The organism is Streptomyces xiamenensis (assembly GCF_000993785.3).
GTDB classification, from domain to species: Bacteria; Actinomycetota; Actinomycetes; order Streptomycetales; family Streptomycetaceae; genus Streptomyces; species Streptomyces xiamenensis.
In genome coordinates, this window is record NZ_CP009922.3 from 2,605,435 (window position 1) to 2,619,442 (window position 14,008).

At 71.3% G+C, this 14,008-nt stretch carries 12 protein-coding genes and 1 tRNA gene; 6 read left to right on the plus strand and 7 right to left on the minus strand.

Features of this window, described 5'->3' with window-relative positions:
* Positions 1 to 61 precede the first annotated feature (61 nt).
* The gene (locus SXIM_RS11935) at positions 62 to 259 is read right to left on the minus strand and encodes a DUF397 domain-containing protein (protein ID WP_053116171.1); all 198 of its coding nucleotides are present in this window, start codon (positions 257 to 259) and stop codon (positions 62 to 64) included.
* 10 nt (positions 260 to 269) lie between these two features.
* Positions 270 to 1,118, minus strand: a complete 849-nt coding sequence (locus SXIM_RS11940; protein WP_046723906.1) for a helix-turn-helix domain-containing protein — start codon at positions 1,116 to 1,118, stop codon at positions 270 to 272.
* Between the two features lie 257 nt (positions 1,119 to 1,375).
* On the opposite strand from SXIM_RS11940, the gene SXIM_RS11945 reads away from it, so the two are divergent.
* Positions 1,376 to 1,897, plus strand: a complete 522-nt coding sequence (locus SXIM_RS11945) for an ATP-binding protein (RefSeq protein WP_078846895.1) — start codon at positions 1,376 to 1,378, stop codon at positions 1,895 to 1,897.
* A 66-nt stretch (positions 1,898 to 1,963) separates the two neighbouring features.
* Here SXIM_RS11945 and SXIM_RS11950 read toward each other — a convergent pair whose 3' ends face one another.
* Complete coding sequence (locus SXIM_RS11950) at positions 1,964 to 3,283, minus strand: SDR family NAD(P)-dependent oxidoreductase (protein ID WP_078847084.1); 1,320 nt, start codon at positions 3,281 to 3,283, stop codon at positions 1,964 to 1,966.
* A gap of 89 nt (positions 3,284 to 3,372) precedes the next feature.
* Positions 3,373 to 4,149 carry an IclR family transcriptional regulator gene (locus tag SXIM_RS11955; RefSeq protein ID WP_046723909.1) on the minus strand — a complete coding sequence of 259 codons (777 nt, stop codon included), beginning with the start codon at positions 4,147 to 4,149 and terminating at the stop codon, positions 3,373 to 3,375.
* 155 nt (positions 4,150 to 4,304) lie between these two features.
* Between SXIM_RS11955 and SXIM_RS11960 the strand changes: the two genes are divergently transcribed.
* The 4 genes from SXIM_RS11960 to SXIM_RS11975 all read left to right on the plus strand — a co-directional run bounded on the left by SXIM_RS11960 (position 4,305) and on the right by SXIM_RS11975 (position 9,335).
* Positions 4,305 to 5,078 (plus strand): SDR family oxidoreductase, encoded by a 774-nt coding sequence (locus tag SXIM_RS11960; RefSeq protein WP_046723911.1) that lies wholly within the window; start codon positions 4,305 to 4,307, stop codon positions 5,076 to 5,078.
* Between the two features lie 16 nt (positions 5,079 to 5,094).
* Positions 5,095 to 6,138 (plus strand): L-idonate 5-dehydrogenase, encoded by a 1,044-nt coding sequence (locus SXIM_RS11965; protein WP_046723913.1) that lies wholly within the window; start codon positions 5,095 to 5,097, stop codon positions 6,136 to 6,138.
* Positions 6,139 to 6,192: 54 nt separating this feature from the next.
* The gene (locus SXIM_RS11970; RefSeq protein ID WP_046723915.1) at positions 6,193 to 8,622 is read left to right on the plus strand and encodes a polysaccharide lyase family 8 super-sandwich domain-containing protein; all 2,430 of its coding nucleotides are present in this window, start codon (positions 6,193 to 6,195) and stop codon (positions 8,620 to 8,622) included.
* 146 nt (positions 8,623 to 8,768) lie between these two features.
* Entirely contained in the window at positions 8,769 to 9,335 is a 567-nt protein-coding gene (locus SXIM_RS11975; protein WP_046723917.1) for a DUF6199 family natural product biosynthesis protein, read from the plus strand.
* Positions 9,336 to 9,566: 231 nt separating this feature from the next.
* On the opposite strand, the gene SXIM_RS11980 is transcribed toward SXIM_RS11975, so the two are convergent.
* The 3 genes from SXIM_RS11980 to SXIM_RS11990 form a co-directional block, all read right to left on the minus strand.
* Positions 9,567 to 9,640: transfer RNA gene (locus tag SXIM_RS11980), tRNA-Thr, on the minus strand.
* A 224-nt stretch (positions 9,641 to 9,864) separates the two neighbouring features.
* Positions 9,865 to 11,481: an alpha/beta hydrolase gene (locus tag SXIM_RS11985; protein WP_030735340.1), complete on the minus strand. Its 1,617-nt coding sequence runs from the start codon at positions 11,479 to 11,481 to the stop codon at positions 9,865 to 9,867.
* Between the two features lie 55 nt (positions 11,482 to 11,536).
* Positions 11,537 to 12,739, minus strand: a complete 1,203-nt coding sequence (locus SXIM_RS11990; protein ID WP_030735343.1) for a DNA polymerase III subunit delta' — start codon at positions 12,737 to 12,739, stop codon at positions 11,537 to 11,539.
* A 186-nt stretch (positions 12,740 to 12,925) separates the two neighbouring features.
* Here SXIM_RS11990 and SXIM_RS11995 point away from each other — a divergent pair, with 186 nt between their 5' ends.
* Positions 12,926 to 13,972, plus strand: a complete 1,047-nt coding sequence (locus SXIM_RS11995) for a choice-of-anchor P family protein (protein WP_046723919.1) — start codon at positions 12,926 to 12,928, stop codon at positions 13,970 to 13,972.
* Positions 13,973 to 14,008: the final 36 nt, after the last annotated feature.

Sequence of the window (14,008 nt, forward strand, 5' to 3'; positions counted from 1 at the left end):
GCGCCCCCGCCGCCCCGACCGCCGCACCGGGAGGAAGAGGAACTGGCCCTCCCCGGCCCCCTCACCGACCTGGCGCACCCCACCGGCCCGCCTTGATCCAGCCCGTCAGCGCGCGGAAGGCCACAGGTTCCGCCTGTATGACCCGCCCCGGCTCGTCACTCTCCCGAAGCGCGATACCCGACCCCACCACGGCTATCTCCACGCAGTTGTTGCCCCCGTCCTCTGAGAACGAGGACTTGCACCACTGAGGCTCCGACATGGCCCGCCTCCTACATTTCCCGGCCGATGGCTCGGATGAGATCACGGGACTTCGAAGGCGTCAAAGCCAGCTTCTCGACGGTGTCCAGCCTCCGTCGATACCTGGCCAGCGACCCCGGGTCGTCCATGAAGATCGCGCCCGCCGGCGAGTCCATGTGGGCGGTGTCCAACTGCCGGGTCTGCCCCTCGGCATACATCAACGAGATGCCCATCATGGGGAACTCCCCCACAGAAAAAGGGATCACCAGCAGTGCGACGTTGCCCCGGTGGCTCGCCTCCAGCACGCTGTCGATCTGGCGTCGCGCCTCTTGCCGTCCACCGACTCGCATACGGAGCGCCGCTTCATGGACAAGCCCTACGTAGGGCATGGTGCCCTCTGCGATGACGGCCTGCCGGGACAGTCGGTGATCCACCCGGAGGTCCACTTCGAGGCGTGACAGTGGCGGATCGGTCAGGTTGAAGAGGGCCCGGGCGTGTGCTTCGGTCTGAAAAAGCCCAGGGAGCTGGGCGGTCTGCAACGTGCGTATCGCCCGCGCGCTGTCCTCAAGCTCCGACACGTCCAGGAAGCCGTCCGGGACCTTCCCCCGGTACCTCTCCCACCAGGCATTCTCCCGACCGCGCATCATCGCGGTGAGGCCGTCGATCAAAGCGTGGTCAGTGCACCCGTAGAGATCCACGAGTCGGCGGAGCCGGGTTTCACTGATACCGAAGCGACCGGCTTCCACGTTGGAGATGACGGTGCGATCCGTCTCAAGGAGCCCGGCCACAGTGGACGGCGTCAGTTGAGCCGCCTCACGCAGCCGACGCAGTTCCGCCCCGAATCGGCGCTGACGGACCGTCGGCTGTCGCCTCGGCGCCATGGGTCTCCTCTCGTTCGTGCACAGTGTGCCGATCCTCTGGCTACAGGGTCCACTTCACGCTTCCCCTTCACCCCTTCCGGTGAGATCAACGGCAAGCGGTAGCACCGTTATACGCAGCCCTCTACTGTGTGGTCCACGCCACCAGCCCGCTCGGGCGGAAGCGCACCGTCTCCCCGCGAGGCGGCAATGACACCGCCCGGACAACCAGCCTGTGGCCAGCGTCCGTTCCCCACCTGACCGCGTCTCAGGAGGCGCCGATGTCCCCGGAACCCCAACAGCCGACCGTGCCCACCCAGAACGCCACCTGCGCGGGGATTCCCCGCCTCGCCCCCATCCCGTTCGCCGAACCCTGGCGCTACGAACTCCACTTCCCCCGCGACCCGCGCGCCCCGCGCATCGCCCGGCTCACCCTCCGCACCGTCCTGCACGCCCACGGCCTCACCGAACTCACCGACCGGGCCGAACTCCTCACCTCCGAGCTGGCCTGCAACGCCGTGTGCCACACCGGCGGAGCGGCCTCCGTACAACTGCACTGGCGGCACCCCGTCCTCCGGGTCAGCGTGTGGGACACCAGCCCCGCACTCCCCGACACCCCGGGCACACCCCGCCCGGCCCCTCCCCCGGACTCCCACAACGGCAGGGGTCTGCTCCTGCTCGACGCCCTCGCCGACCACTGGGGCGGCTGCGCCCTCGAAGACGGCCCCTGGGGCCCGGGCGGCAAAACCGTCTGGTTCGAACTCCGCCTCACCCCACCCGGGCCCGCCGCCCTCGCGGCCTGAACCAACTCCTCGCGCGGGCCGGACACGTGTCGGTGCACAGACACGTGCCACGCACCACCGTCCTCGCTACCAGGCCGCCTCGCGGTAGTCCTTCAAGAACACCCCCGCGACCGGATCCCCCGCCTCGCCGCGCACGACCGGGTCGTACACCCGTGCCGCGCCGTCCACCACGTCCAGTGGGGTACGGAATCCGGCGGCGGCCATCGAGGCCTTCCGGGGTGCCGGGTTCTCGTCGGTGATCCAGCCGGTGTCCACGGCGCTCATGTACACGCCCCGCTTTGCCAGTTCGGGCCCGCTGGTGCGGGTCAGCATGTTGAGCGCGGCCTTCGCCATGTTGGTGTGCGGATGCCGGGGCGCCTTGTTCCGTACGGCGAAACGGCCTTCCACCGCCGAGACGTTGACGATGTAGCGGCGTGGCCGGGGCGAGGCCAGCAGCAGCGGCAGCAGCCGGTCGCACAGCAGCAGCGGAGCGATGGCGTTGATGAGATGCGTCTCCAGGATCTCCGCACCGTCCAGCTCACCGAGCCGCACCGACCAGGAGTTGACCGGCGAGTGGTCCGGCAGCAGCCCGGCCTGGTCCACTTCCGCCAGGACACCGGGCGGCAGTTCCGCTGCGACGGTGCCCGGGAACCCGGGCGCGGCCAGGGTCCGCCCCGCGGGCGGCAGTTCGGCTGCCGCCCGCTCCCCGGCGGACAGCACCGCGTAGGCGCCCGGGGGACGCCGTATGGTCTGCGCCGCGTTGTTCACCAGAACGTCCAGCGGCCGGCCCTCGCGCACCAGCCCGTCACACAGCCCGGCCACTTGACGGGGATCACGCAGATCGATCCCGATCACGGTGAGCCGTCCGAACCACTCCCCGCTGCCGGGCACGTCACGGAAGCGACGCAGCGTATCCGCCGGGAACCGGCTGGTCACCATCAGTTCCGCGCCGTCGCGCAGCATCATCAGGGCCAGCTGGAAGCCGATCTTGACCCGGCCGCCGGTGATCAAAGCCCGCCGCCCGCGCAGGTCGGTCCCCGCCTCGCGCCGCGCGGCATGGTCGGCGGCACATCCGGGGCACAGCGCGTGATAGAAGCGATGGACTTCGCGGTAGGGCTCCTTGCACACGTAGCAGCGCCGTGGCCTGACGTAACACCCGGGCGTCTCCTCGCCCACCGTCAGTGGCGCGTCCTCGATCCGCCCGGCGTCACCGGTCGCGGTGCGCCCCTGCACCAGGGCGTCCGCCTCCCGTGCCTCGGCCCGCCGCGCCCTGCCGCGCCGCCGCCGTGCCTCGCGGGTCAGGGGCGCCACCATCTGCTCCGCCCGCAGCCGCACCGGATCGTCGGCGGGCAGGGCCCGCAACCGGGCGACGGTGGCGCCGAACGCCGCGAGCTCGTCCTCACCCATCCCCATGGGTCACCCCTCCCCCTGCCGCACCGGCACTCTATCCACCGCCGGACCAGGCCTTCGACCTGTTTCGGCGGGGCGTACCGCCCTCAGCGTGCGGGCAGCCGGACGCCCAGTTCGGTGGCCGCCTCCCGGAGTACGGGCACCAGGGCAACGAGGTCGTCCAGCGAGCGGCGGAAGGCGGGGGCCGCGGTGGACAGGCAGGCGAACAGGCTGCCGTCGGGCCGCAGGATGGGGACCGCCACGGCGCGCAGCCCGGCGTGGTGCTCCTCGTCGGCCGTCGCGTACCCCTGTGCGGCGGCGCGGGCGACCTCCGCGCGCAGCACGTCCCGGTCGGTGATGCTGTGCGGCCCGTACGGGGTGAGCTCCACGCGTTCCAGCAGGTCCTCGCGCACCTCCTCGGGGGCGAAGGCCATCAGCACCTTGCCCATCGAGGTGCAGTGCAGCGGGCCGTGGCGCCCGGGCTCGCTGCGCACCCCGACCGGCAGCGGACCGTCCACGTAGTGCACGTACAGGTGGCGGTTGCCGTCGAGCACGGACATGAGGGTGGCTTCCTCGGTGCGCTCCGTCACGCGTCGCATCACGGGGAGCGCGGTGCCGGCGAATCCGTACGCCTGGCCCGCCTGCTGGCCGAGCTGGAACAGGCGCAGGCCCGGTTTGTAGCGCTTGCCGCTCGCCTCGAAGTCCACCAGCCCCTCGCGGGCCAGCGAGTTGACCAGCCGGTGGGCCGTACTGACGGGGACGCCGCTGGCCCGGGACAGCTCGGAGAGCGTGATGCCGTGCGGATGCTCGCCGACCAGGACGAGGAGCCGGATCGCCCGGCCGACGACATCGGCCGGGACTGCGCTGGATTCGCTGGTGCTCACGCCCGAGAAATTACCACTGAATGGAAAGGCTTCCCATCCTGGGCTTGACAGCGCGCGGGCCTCATGTCAACGATGATTTCCGGTCAGCAGATATGTTTTCCACTCAATGGGAAACCAGCAAGGCGGGCCGTGCCGCACCTGAGAGGACGACCCCCATGAGCCACCCCCTGTTCGACGTCACCGGCAAGGTGGCCCTGGTCACCGGATCGAGCCGCGGCATCGGCCGGGCCCTGGCCCAGGGACTCCTGGAAGCCGGCTGCACCGTCGTCCTCAACGGCCGCGACGCCGCCACCCTGGAGACCACCCGCGCGGAGCTGGCCGCGACCTTCGGCGACACCACCGTCCTCGCCGAAGCCTTCGACGTCACCGACTCCACCGGCGTGGCCGCCGCCGTCGGCCGCATCGAGGAGCGGGCCGGGGCGATCGACATCCTGGTCAACAACACCGGCGCCCAGCGCCGCGCCCCCTTCACCGAGTTCACCGACGAGGACTGGCACGGCCTGCTCGACACCAACCTCACCAGCGCCTTCCTCGTCGGCCGCGAGGTCGCGCGCCGCATGGTGCCCCGCGGCCACGGCAAGATCATCAACATCTGCTCGCTCCAGAGCGAGGCCGTCCGGCCCGGCATCGCCCCGTACTCCGCCACCAAGGGCGGCCTGAAGATGCTCACCAAGGGCATGTGCGCGGACCTCGGGCCCTCCGGCATCCAGGTCAACGGCATCGGCCCGGGCTACTTCGACACCGAGCTGACCTCCGCGCTGGTCGCGGACGAGGAGTTCAGCGCCTGGGTACGCAAGCGGACCCCGGCCGGCCGCTGGGGCCAGACCGGCGACCTCGTGGGCGCCCTGATCTTCCTCGCCTCGCCCGCATCCGACTTCGTCAACGGACAACTGCTGTACGTCGACGGCGGCATGCTCTCCGTCCTGTAACCCTCTGGAGCCCTTCATGCACCCCACGACCATCCGCGCCTGCACCGTCCACGGCGCCGGCGATCTGCGGATCGAGGAACGGCCCACCCCCGCACCCGCCCCCGGGGAGATCGCGGTCGCCATCGCACTCGGCGGAATCTGCGGCTCCGACCTGCACTACTACCACCGGGGCCGGGTCGGCGACTTCGCCGTGCGCGAGCCCATGGTGCTCGGCCACGAAGTGGTCGGCCACGTTGCGGCTCTCGGCCCCGAGACGGAGGGCCCCGCCGTGGGCACTGCCGTCGCGATCCACCCCGCCACCCCGTGCGGCAGCTGCCCCGAGTGCGCCGCCGATCGCCGCAACATCTGCGGGCACACCCGCTACCTGGGCAGCGCCGCCCACCTTCCGCACGTCCAGGGCGGGTTCGCCCAGCGCGTCACCGTGCCGGCCGCCCAGATCCGCGCCCTGCACCCCGGCCTCACCCTGCACCGCGCCGTCCTCGCCGAACCCCTGTCCGTCGCCCTGCACGCGGTCAACCGGGCCGGCGACGTACGGGGCAAGCGCGTCCTGGTCACCGGCGCCGGCCCCATCGGCTGCCTCGTCGTGGCCGCGCTGCGCCACCACGGCGCCGCCGAGATCGTGGCCTCCGACCTGGTGGACGAGCCCCTGCGCATCGCCGCCGAGGTGGGCGCCACCGCCACCGTCCGGGCCGACCACCCCGAAGACCCGGCCTGGGCGGCCCCGTTCGACATCACCATCGAGGCATCCGGCGCCCCGGCCGGCCTGCGCACCTGTGTGGAACGCACCCGGCGCGGCGGCACCGTCGTCCTGCTCGGGCTGCTGCCGCCCGGCGAAGTGGGCCTGCTCGGCAACGTCGCGGTCACCCGCGAACTCGAGCTGCGCGGCGCCTTCCGGTTCGACACCGAATTCGACGAGGCCCTGTCCCTCCTGGCTCAGGGCCTCCCCGTCGACCCGGTCATCACCCACACCTTCCCGCTCGACCGGGCCACCGAAGCCTTCGACCTGGCCGGAAACCGCGAACTCGCCTCCAAGGTCCTGCTGGACCTCTCCACCACCTGACGGGTGTCTTGCCGCCCCCGTCCGGGCGTGGTTGCTTGGACGGGGGAGGCCCCCATGGATTTCTCACGCCGCGCCCTGCTGACCACCCTGCCCGCGTCCGCCCTGTTGAGCGTGGCGGCGCCCGCGCGCTCCCCGGCCGCCGCGCCGGGGGTGGACGACCACGCCAGAATCCTGTCCAACGCCCTCGCGATCCTCACCGGCACCCCGGAGTCCAACGCCCACCCCGAAGTGGCCGCGCGACTCGCCGACATCGCGTCCACCGCCCAACGTCACCTCACCGCGATGGACCGGGCCACCCCGGGCGAACTCTTCCCGAACCTCCCCCTCGGCACGAGCGACCCGAACCTCCACACCACCTACCGCTACCTGTACGAGATCGCCCTCGCCACCCCGTCCCCCGCCACCCAGCGCCGCGTCATCGACGCCTTGGCCCAGCTCCACGACACGTACTACGGCGACCAGTCCAGGGGCTACTACGGCAACTGGTTCACCTGGGAGATCGGCATCTCCACCCACGTGACCAGGGCCCTCGTCCTGCTGCGGGACGAACTCGCCACCCACCAACCCACCCTGACCGCCACCTACCTCGCCTCGATGGACGCCTACCTGCGCAACGGCAAGGACGGCGACGTCGACCTCGACTCCCGCTTCCACACCGGCGCCAACCTCGCCGACATCACCACCAACCGCATCCTCCAGGGCGCACTGACGGGCGACGGCGCCCGCGTGACCAAGGCGGTCGCCGACCAACTCACCGTCTACGCCACGGTCGAGGAGGGCGACGGCTTTCACGCCGACGGCTCCTTCATCCAGCACGAATCGGTCGCCTACACCGGCGCCTACGGCAAGAACCTCCTCACCCGCGCCGTCCAGACCCTCAAACTCCTGCACGGCACGGGCTTCGCCCCCGCCACACCCCTGGCCCCGGTCATCCAGGGCTGGATCACCCACAGCTTCGCCCCCGTCATCTTCGAGGGCTGGCTGATGGAGATCGTCAAGGGCCGCACCGTCTCCCGCCCACAGACCGGCTACGCGGACGTCTCCACCATCGTCGAAGCGGTCACCGACCTCTCCTCCCACACCTCAGACCAGGACGCCCACGTCCTCAAGTCCTACGCGAAGTCCATCGCCCAGGTCTCCCCCTCACCCCCGGACCCGCAGGACTTCGTCTCCCCGCTCACCATCGCCGCGTACGCCGACATTCTGGCCGACCCCACCATCCCGGCCCAGGACCTCGTGCCCCGGGAACACCACGCGGCCTTCAACGCGATGGACCGCACGGTCCACCGCCGCCCCGGCTACGCCTTCGCCCTGGCCCGCAGCTCGCGGCGGATCAGCAAGTACGAGTACATGAACGGCGAGAACCTCACCCCCTGGTTCCAGGGCGACGGCGCCCACTACCTCTACCTGACCGGCCAGGACCAGACCCAGACCTTCGGCATCGACCACTTCACGACGGTCTCCCCGTACCACCTCGCCGGCGTCACGGCCCCGGTCGAACCCCGGCGCACGATCCCGGACCTCTACGGCGCCCCCTGGTACGACAACCCGGAGGCCGGCTTCACGGCCTCCTCCACGCGCCAAAACCAGTACGTCTACTTCCCCCTCGCCACCAACACCCACTCCGGCGGCGCCCACCTCGGCCCCTACGGCACGGCGTCCCTCGTCCTCGGCGACGACGCGGCCCACGCCGCCCGCCACGAACTCCCCCCGGACTTCGTCACCTACGCCAACGCCCGCGCCACGAAGTCCTGGTTCATGTTCGACGACGAGATCGTCATCCTGACCGCCGACGTGCACGACCCGGCCGGCCGCCCCCTGACCACCACCCTGGACACCCGCATCACGGCCCCCTCGACCCCCCTGACCCTCACCGAAGGCCCGAACTGGCTCCACTGCACCGGCCCCGACTTCTCCCTCGGCTACGTCTTCCTCACCAACACCACCCCCACCGCACGGCTCACCACGGTGACCAACTCCCGCCGCCTGATCCGCACCGCCAACCCCGACACCCCGATCACAAAACAGATCTTCACCCTCCTCCAGGAACACCCCCCGACGCCCCACCCCCACTCACTGGCCTACGCCCTGCTCCCCAACGCCACACGCGCCCAACTGGCCTCGTACGGCGACAGCCCCCTGACCATCCTGTCCAACACCCCCCACCTCCAGGCCGTCGAACACAGGAACCTCTCCCTCCTGATGGCCAACACCTTCACCCCCGGTCCCCACCACACCGGCCCCCTGACCATCGAGGGCCCCGCCTCCGTCCTCCTCCACACCACCCCCGACGGCACCCTCTCGATCGCAATCGCGGACCCCACCACGAAGCGCGACACCGTCACGGTCCTGCTCCGCGGCTATCGCCTGGATGTCATTTCGGCGGACGAGGGCGTTCATGTCCGACGGCTTTCCATCGGAACTCGTCTCACGGCCGACACTCGCTCGATGAACGGCAGGAGCGTGACTGCGACCTTGCACTGATCGAGCCCGTGCACGGACCCACTTCGTCCGGCACCATGAGCTTTCCCTGGGCCTGAGGCGTTTCGTATCTGCCCCCGGCGAATCCTTACACTGAGTTACTCGCGTGGCCTCAGCTTCACGCGAGCAGATCACGTAGGGCGACGGGCATGGCACTTGTTGTTCTGCTGGCGGTGGTGGGCGACGCCTTCGCCTTGCTGACCTGGGTTGGGCCCCGACAGCTCTATTGGGCCTTCGGGGCGTGGGCTCACCGAGACCCACAGGCCAACGAACCATCCGACGCCGCCTACACCGTCCAGCGGTTCGGATACATCGCGCTGTCAGCGACATCCTTCGTCGGCGCGCTCTCGACCGCTCACTGGCAAGGCACGTTCACGTCGGAGGAAGCCCGCGTTCGCCAGGCAGTCGAAAAGGCGGCCGAGCGGATGGAGGAGGCTGACGTCACGAGCGGCGGATCCGCCAACTCGGCAACCGGACGTTACAACTCACAAGTTCAATCGGCTGTCCGACAGGCTTCGCCCCACGACCTCGAACTTGTCGCCACGCACGTGTCGGGGGAGCAGTACACCGTGACCACCGCTGCTGGGGAGCATCCCTTCTGCCTCGTGGTTAGGGCATCGTCACAAGACGTGTACGTGCCAGGCGCCGAGGGCAGCACCAGCACCACCTCGTATCTGAAACTCTCTGTCTCAGCACGCGAGGGCGCCTGCGGCTGACCTGTCGCTGCCAGCAGCCCTTCACCCTCTCCTGCCCGGGCGGTGCGGCGAACCACCGACAGAAGAGGGGCAACGGTAGGCGATGCGACGCATGCGTGACGCCTTCATGCCGACGCCCCAGGTCACAACTGAGACCGGGCCGACCCGAGCTGAGCGCGCACGCCGCCGTCGGCGTATCTGCTGGCATGGAAAAGCCCAGGTCACAGTGCATGTGACCTGGGCTTCCGGCTGAGCCGCCTAAGGGAATCGAACCCTTGACCTACGCATTACGAGTGCGTCGCTCTGGCCGACTGAGCTAAGGCGGCGGGTGGTGCTCGTTGATTCTACATGGGGGTCGGGGGTGGGGTGACACGGAGGCGGCGGCGGTGGAGGTCGTCCGTTGCCGCGCGCAGGGCCCGCAGGCGTTTGGCCCAGCGGTTGCAGTCCGGGCACTCGGTTAAGTGAGCGTCCAGTTGGGCGTCCGTCATGCCTGCGGGGAGGGGGTTGCCCTCCGTGCGGGCCGAGATCGCGGGGCGGTAGCCCGCACAGGCTATGGGCAAGAAGCACCTTCCTCGGGACTGACGTTCTCCAGCAGGTAGTCGTTCACCATGGCGTCGATGCAGGCGTTGTCGCCGTAGGCGGTGTGGCCGTCACCGTCGTTGGTCAGCAGGATGCCGGATTCCAGCTGCTCGGCCAGGCCCTCGGACCAGGCGTACGGGGTGGCCGGGTCGCGGGTGGTGCCGATGACCAGGATGGGGTCGGCGCCGGCCGCCGCGATGGTCACCGGGGAGCCGCTGGGCTCGACCGGCCACACGCCGCACAGCAGGGTGGCCCAGGCGAAGTCGCGGCCGAAGGTGGGGGACGCCTCCTCGTAGGCCGGCAGCTGGGCCAGGACCTCTTCGGGGGTGGTCGTCGCGGCCGGGCTGTCCAGGCAGCTGATCGCCGGGAAGGCGAACATCGTGGTGCCGTACGAGCCGTCCGCCTCGCGCTCGTTGTACGTGTCGGCCAGCTCCAGCAGCGGCGAGCCGTCGCCCTCGTTCATCGCGGCCGACAGGGCCTGCCGCAGCTGCGACCACAGGGACTCGCTGTAGAGCGCCATCGCCACGCCCGTCGTCGCCAGCGACTCGGTCAGCGGGCGGTCCTGGCCGGTCGCCAGGGGCTTCTCGTCCAGCTCCGCGAAGAAGGCCGACAGCCGCTGCGAGGCGTCGTCGCCGCCTTCGGAGCCCAGCGGGCAGGAGTTGCGGGCCGCGCAGTGCTCGGCGAAGGAACGGAAGGCCGTCTCGAAGCCGCCGGCCTGTTCGCGGTCCAGGTCCAGGGTGGACAGGCGCGGGTCCACGGCGGCGTCCAGTACCAGGTGCCCGACGCGCTGCGGGAACAGCCCGGCGTACACCGCGCCGAGCTTGGTGCCGTAGGAGAAGCCGACGTAGTGCAGCCGCTCGTCGCCCAGCACCGCGCGCAGGACATCCATGTCGCGGGCCGACTCGATGGTGGAGATGTGTTCCAGCAGGCGCCCGGAGTTGGCCTGGCAGCCGGCCGCGAACTCCTCGTGCGCGGTCAGCAGCGCCTGCTGCTCCTCCGCGTCGTCGGGAGTGCGGTCCACCTGGGTCGAGGCGTCCATCTCGGGGCCGGTCAGGCACTCGATCGGCTCGCTGCCACCGGTGCCGCGCGCGTCCAGTCCGACCATGTCGTACCGCTCGCGCACTTCGGCCGGGAAGATGTAGCTCGCCGAGCTCTGCGCGAAGTCCACCGCCGAGGCTCCGGGGCCGCCCGGGTTCATCAGCAGGGCGCCGAGCCGGTCGGCGCCGCCGGCCCGGGCGCGGGTGACGGTCAGCTGGATGTCGTCGGCCGGGTCGACGCTGGTGTAGTCCAGCGGCACCGTCAGCATCGCGCACTGGAAGCCCGGCACGCCGGTGCAGCCGCGCCAGGTCAGCTCCTGCTCGTAGTACGGCTGGAGGTCGGCCGAGATCTCCTCGGGCAGCGGGTCGAGCGCCGGGGCGTCGATCGCCGAGCCGCCCTCGGAGCTCTCCGAGCCGCCGGTCGCGGTCTCCTCGCCGGACGACTGGGTCGGGCTGGGGCGTTCCTCCGCGCGCTCTTCCGAGCTGCAGGCCGAGGCCAGCAGCAGTGCGCCGACCGTCAGCAGCGGTAGATACCGGGTCTTTCGAGTCATTTCGGGCCCCCGTGGCGTGCGTGACCTTGATCGCGGATCCCTGGAGCGTATCCGTTCACCGCAGGGCCACCGCCATCGCCTCCACCGCGAGCAACGGAGAAACGTTGCGGTCCAGGGCCGTGCGGCACTCCAGGATCGCCTCCATGCGGCGCAGGGTGCGTTCCGGCGCGCTCGCCGCCGCCACCCGTTCCACGGCCGCCGCGCTCTCCCCGCCGGCCAGCGCGACGGCGGAGCCCAACTGCCGGGCCAGCACGTCGCGGTAGAACCCGGTCAGCTCGGTGAGCGCCAGGTCGAGGGCGTCCCGCTGGGTGCGGGTGGCGCGGCGCTTCTGGCGGTCCTCCAGGTCCTTCATCACGCCCGCGGTGCCGCGCGGCAGGCGTTTGCCCTCCGCCGCGCCCAGCGCCGCCCGCAGCTCCTCGGTCTCCTTGTCGTCCCGCTCCTCCGCGAGCTGCTTGGCGTCCTCGGCGGCGGCGTCCACCAGTTCCTGTGCGGCGCGCAGCGCGCCGCCGATGTCCGTCACCCGCTCCGGGATGCGCAGCACCGCCGCCCGGCGGGCCCTGGCCCGTTCGTCGGTGGCCAGCCGCCGTGCCCGGTCGATGTGCCCCTGGGTGGCCCGCGCGGCGGCCTGCGCCACCTCGGGGTCGACACCGTCGCGCCGCATGAGTACGTCGGCGACGGCGGCCACCGGCGGGGTGCGCAGCGACAGCGTGCGGCAGCGGGAGCGGATGGTGGGCAGGACGTCCTCGGTGGACGGTGCGCACAGCAGCCACACGGTGCGGGGCGCGGGTTCCTCGACGGCCTTCAGCAGGACGTTCCCCGCGCCCTCGGTCAGGCGGTCGGCGTCCTCCATGACGATCACCTGCCAGCGGCCGCCGGCCGGTGACAGCTGGGCGCGGCGGACCAGCTCCCTGGTCTCCTTGACGCCGATGGTGAGCAGGTCGGTGCGGATGACCTCGACGTCCGCGTGGGTGCCGATGAGGGAGGTGTGGCAGCCGTCGCAGAAGCCGCAGCCGGGTGCGCCGCCCAGGGCGCGGTCCGGGCTCAGGCACTGGAGGGCGGCGGCGAACGCCCGCGCCGCGGTGGCCCGGCCGGATCCGGGCGGGCCGGTGAACAGCCAGGCGTGCGTCATCGAGGACCCCGCCAGCCGCGGCTCCTGCCCGGCGTCGATCGCCGTGACGTAGGCGTCGGCGTCCCGGGCCGCCGCCGTCAGCTGCGCCGCCACCCGGTCCTGGCCCACCAGCTCGTCCCAGACCGTCATTCCGTCACTGCTCCAAGCCGCTCCACACCGCTGAATGCCGTCCCTCATTGTGCCGTCTTCCACTGACAGTCCGGGACCCGCGGTTCGCTGCGCCGTTCGGAGCACGGCGGGTGGGGCGCGTAGACCTTTGATTCCATTCATCACACTATGTGGTCATCGTGTCACGATGATTGGAGTCCCCGGCTCATGTCCCCCCGCAAAGCGCTCCCCGCCGTCACCCTGGCCGCCGTCCTCGCCGTCGCCCTCCCCGGCTCCGCCCAGGCCGCCGACCCCACCGGCTTCGCCGCCACCGGGTTCACCGCCACCCTCGGCAGCAGCATCCAGATCACCGAGGCCCGCGCCGCCTACCCCACCGGGCCGGTACGCGCCGATGTGTCCTCCGCCCGCTTCAGCTCCCTGGGCACCGTCGCCGGCATCTACGCCGTCACCGGCGAGCACCGTACGGGCGGGACCGCGGCCGAGGCCGGGGTCGCCAGCACCGAACTCGACCTCACCGCCGCCACCCTCAGCACCGGCTCGGTCAGCGCCCGCTGCGTCACCGAGCCGGACTCCGCACCCACCGCCCGGGTGCGCGTCAACGACGCCGTCGTCGCCGTCCCCGAGTCCGCCCGGGTCAACGTCACCGGCAACCCGCAGCCCAACACGACCTTCCAGTTGCCGGGAGGTCTCGGCCGGATCGTCCTGAACGAGCAGGTCACCGGAGCGGACGGCTCCCTCACCGTCAACGCCCTGCGCCTCACCCTGGGCGAGGGCGCCGGCCTCCTCGCCGGGGATGTCGTCATCGGGTCCGTCACCTGCCCCTCCCTCGTCCCGCCGCCGGAGGAGGAAGAGGAGGAGATCGAGGAGGCCGAGGAGCCCGCCGAGGAGGAGGCCGTCGTCGAGGAAGGCGTGCTCATCTCCGTCGCCGAGGACGCCGACGCCGGGCACGGGGTCAAGGACGTGGTCTTCGACGTCGTGGACGAACGCGGCGCCCTCATCGACACCTGCACCACCGACGCCAGCGGCCGGTGCGGCGTGGCCTTCGTGCCCGGGGAGCGCACGTACTACGCCTGTGTCTCGCAGACCCCCGCCGGCTACGCCATGCCCGCGCCCGACGAGGTCTGCGACGGCCCCTACCGGGTCGCCCCCGGCGCGGAGGTGACCATCCACGAGCCCTTCCCGCTGCTCCGGGCCGAGACAGGGACGGAGGCCGGGGACGGGGCCGAGACGCTCCCGGCCCCCGCCGAGCGGTAACCCGCGGCCCCCGACAAGCCGAAACGGCGCTTCCCC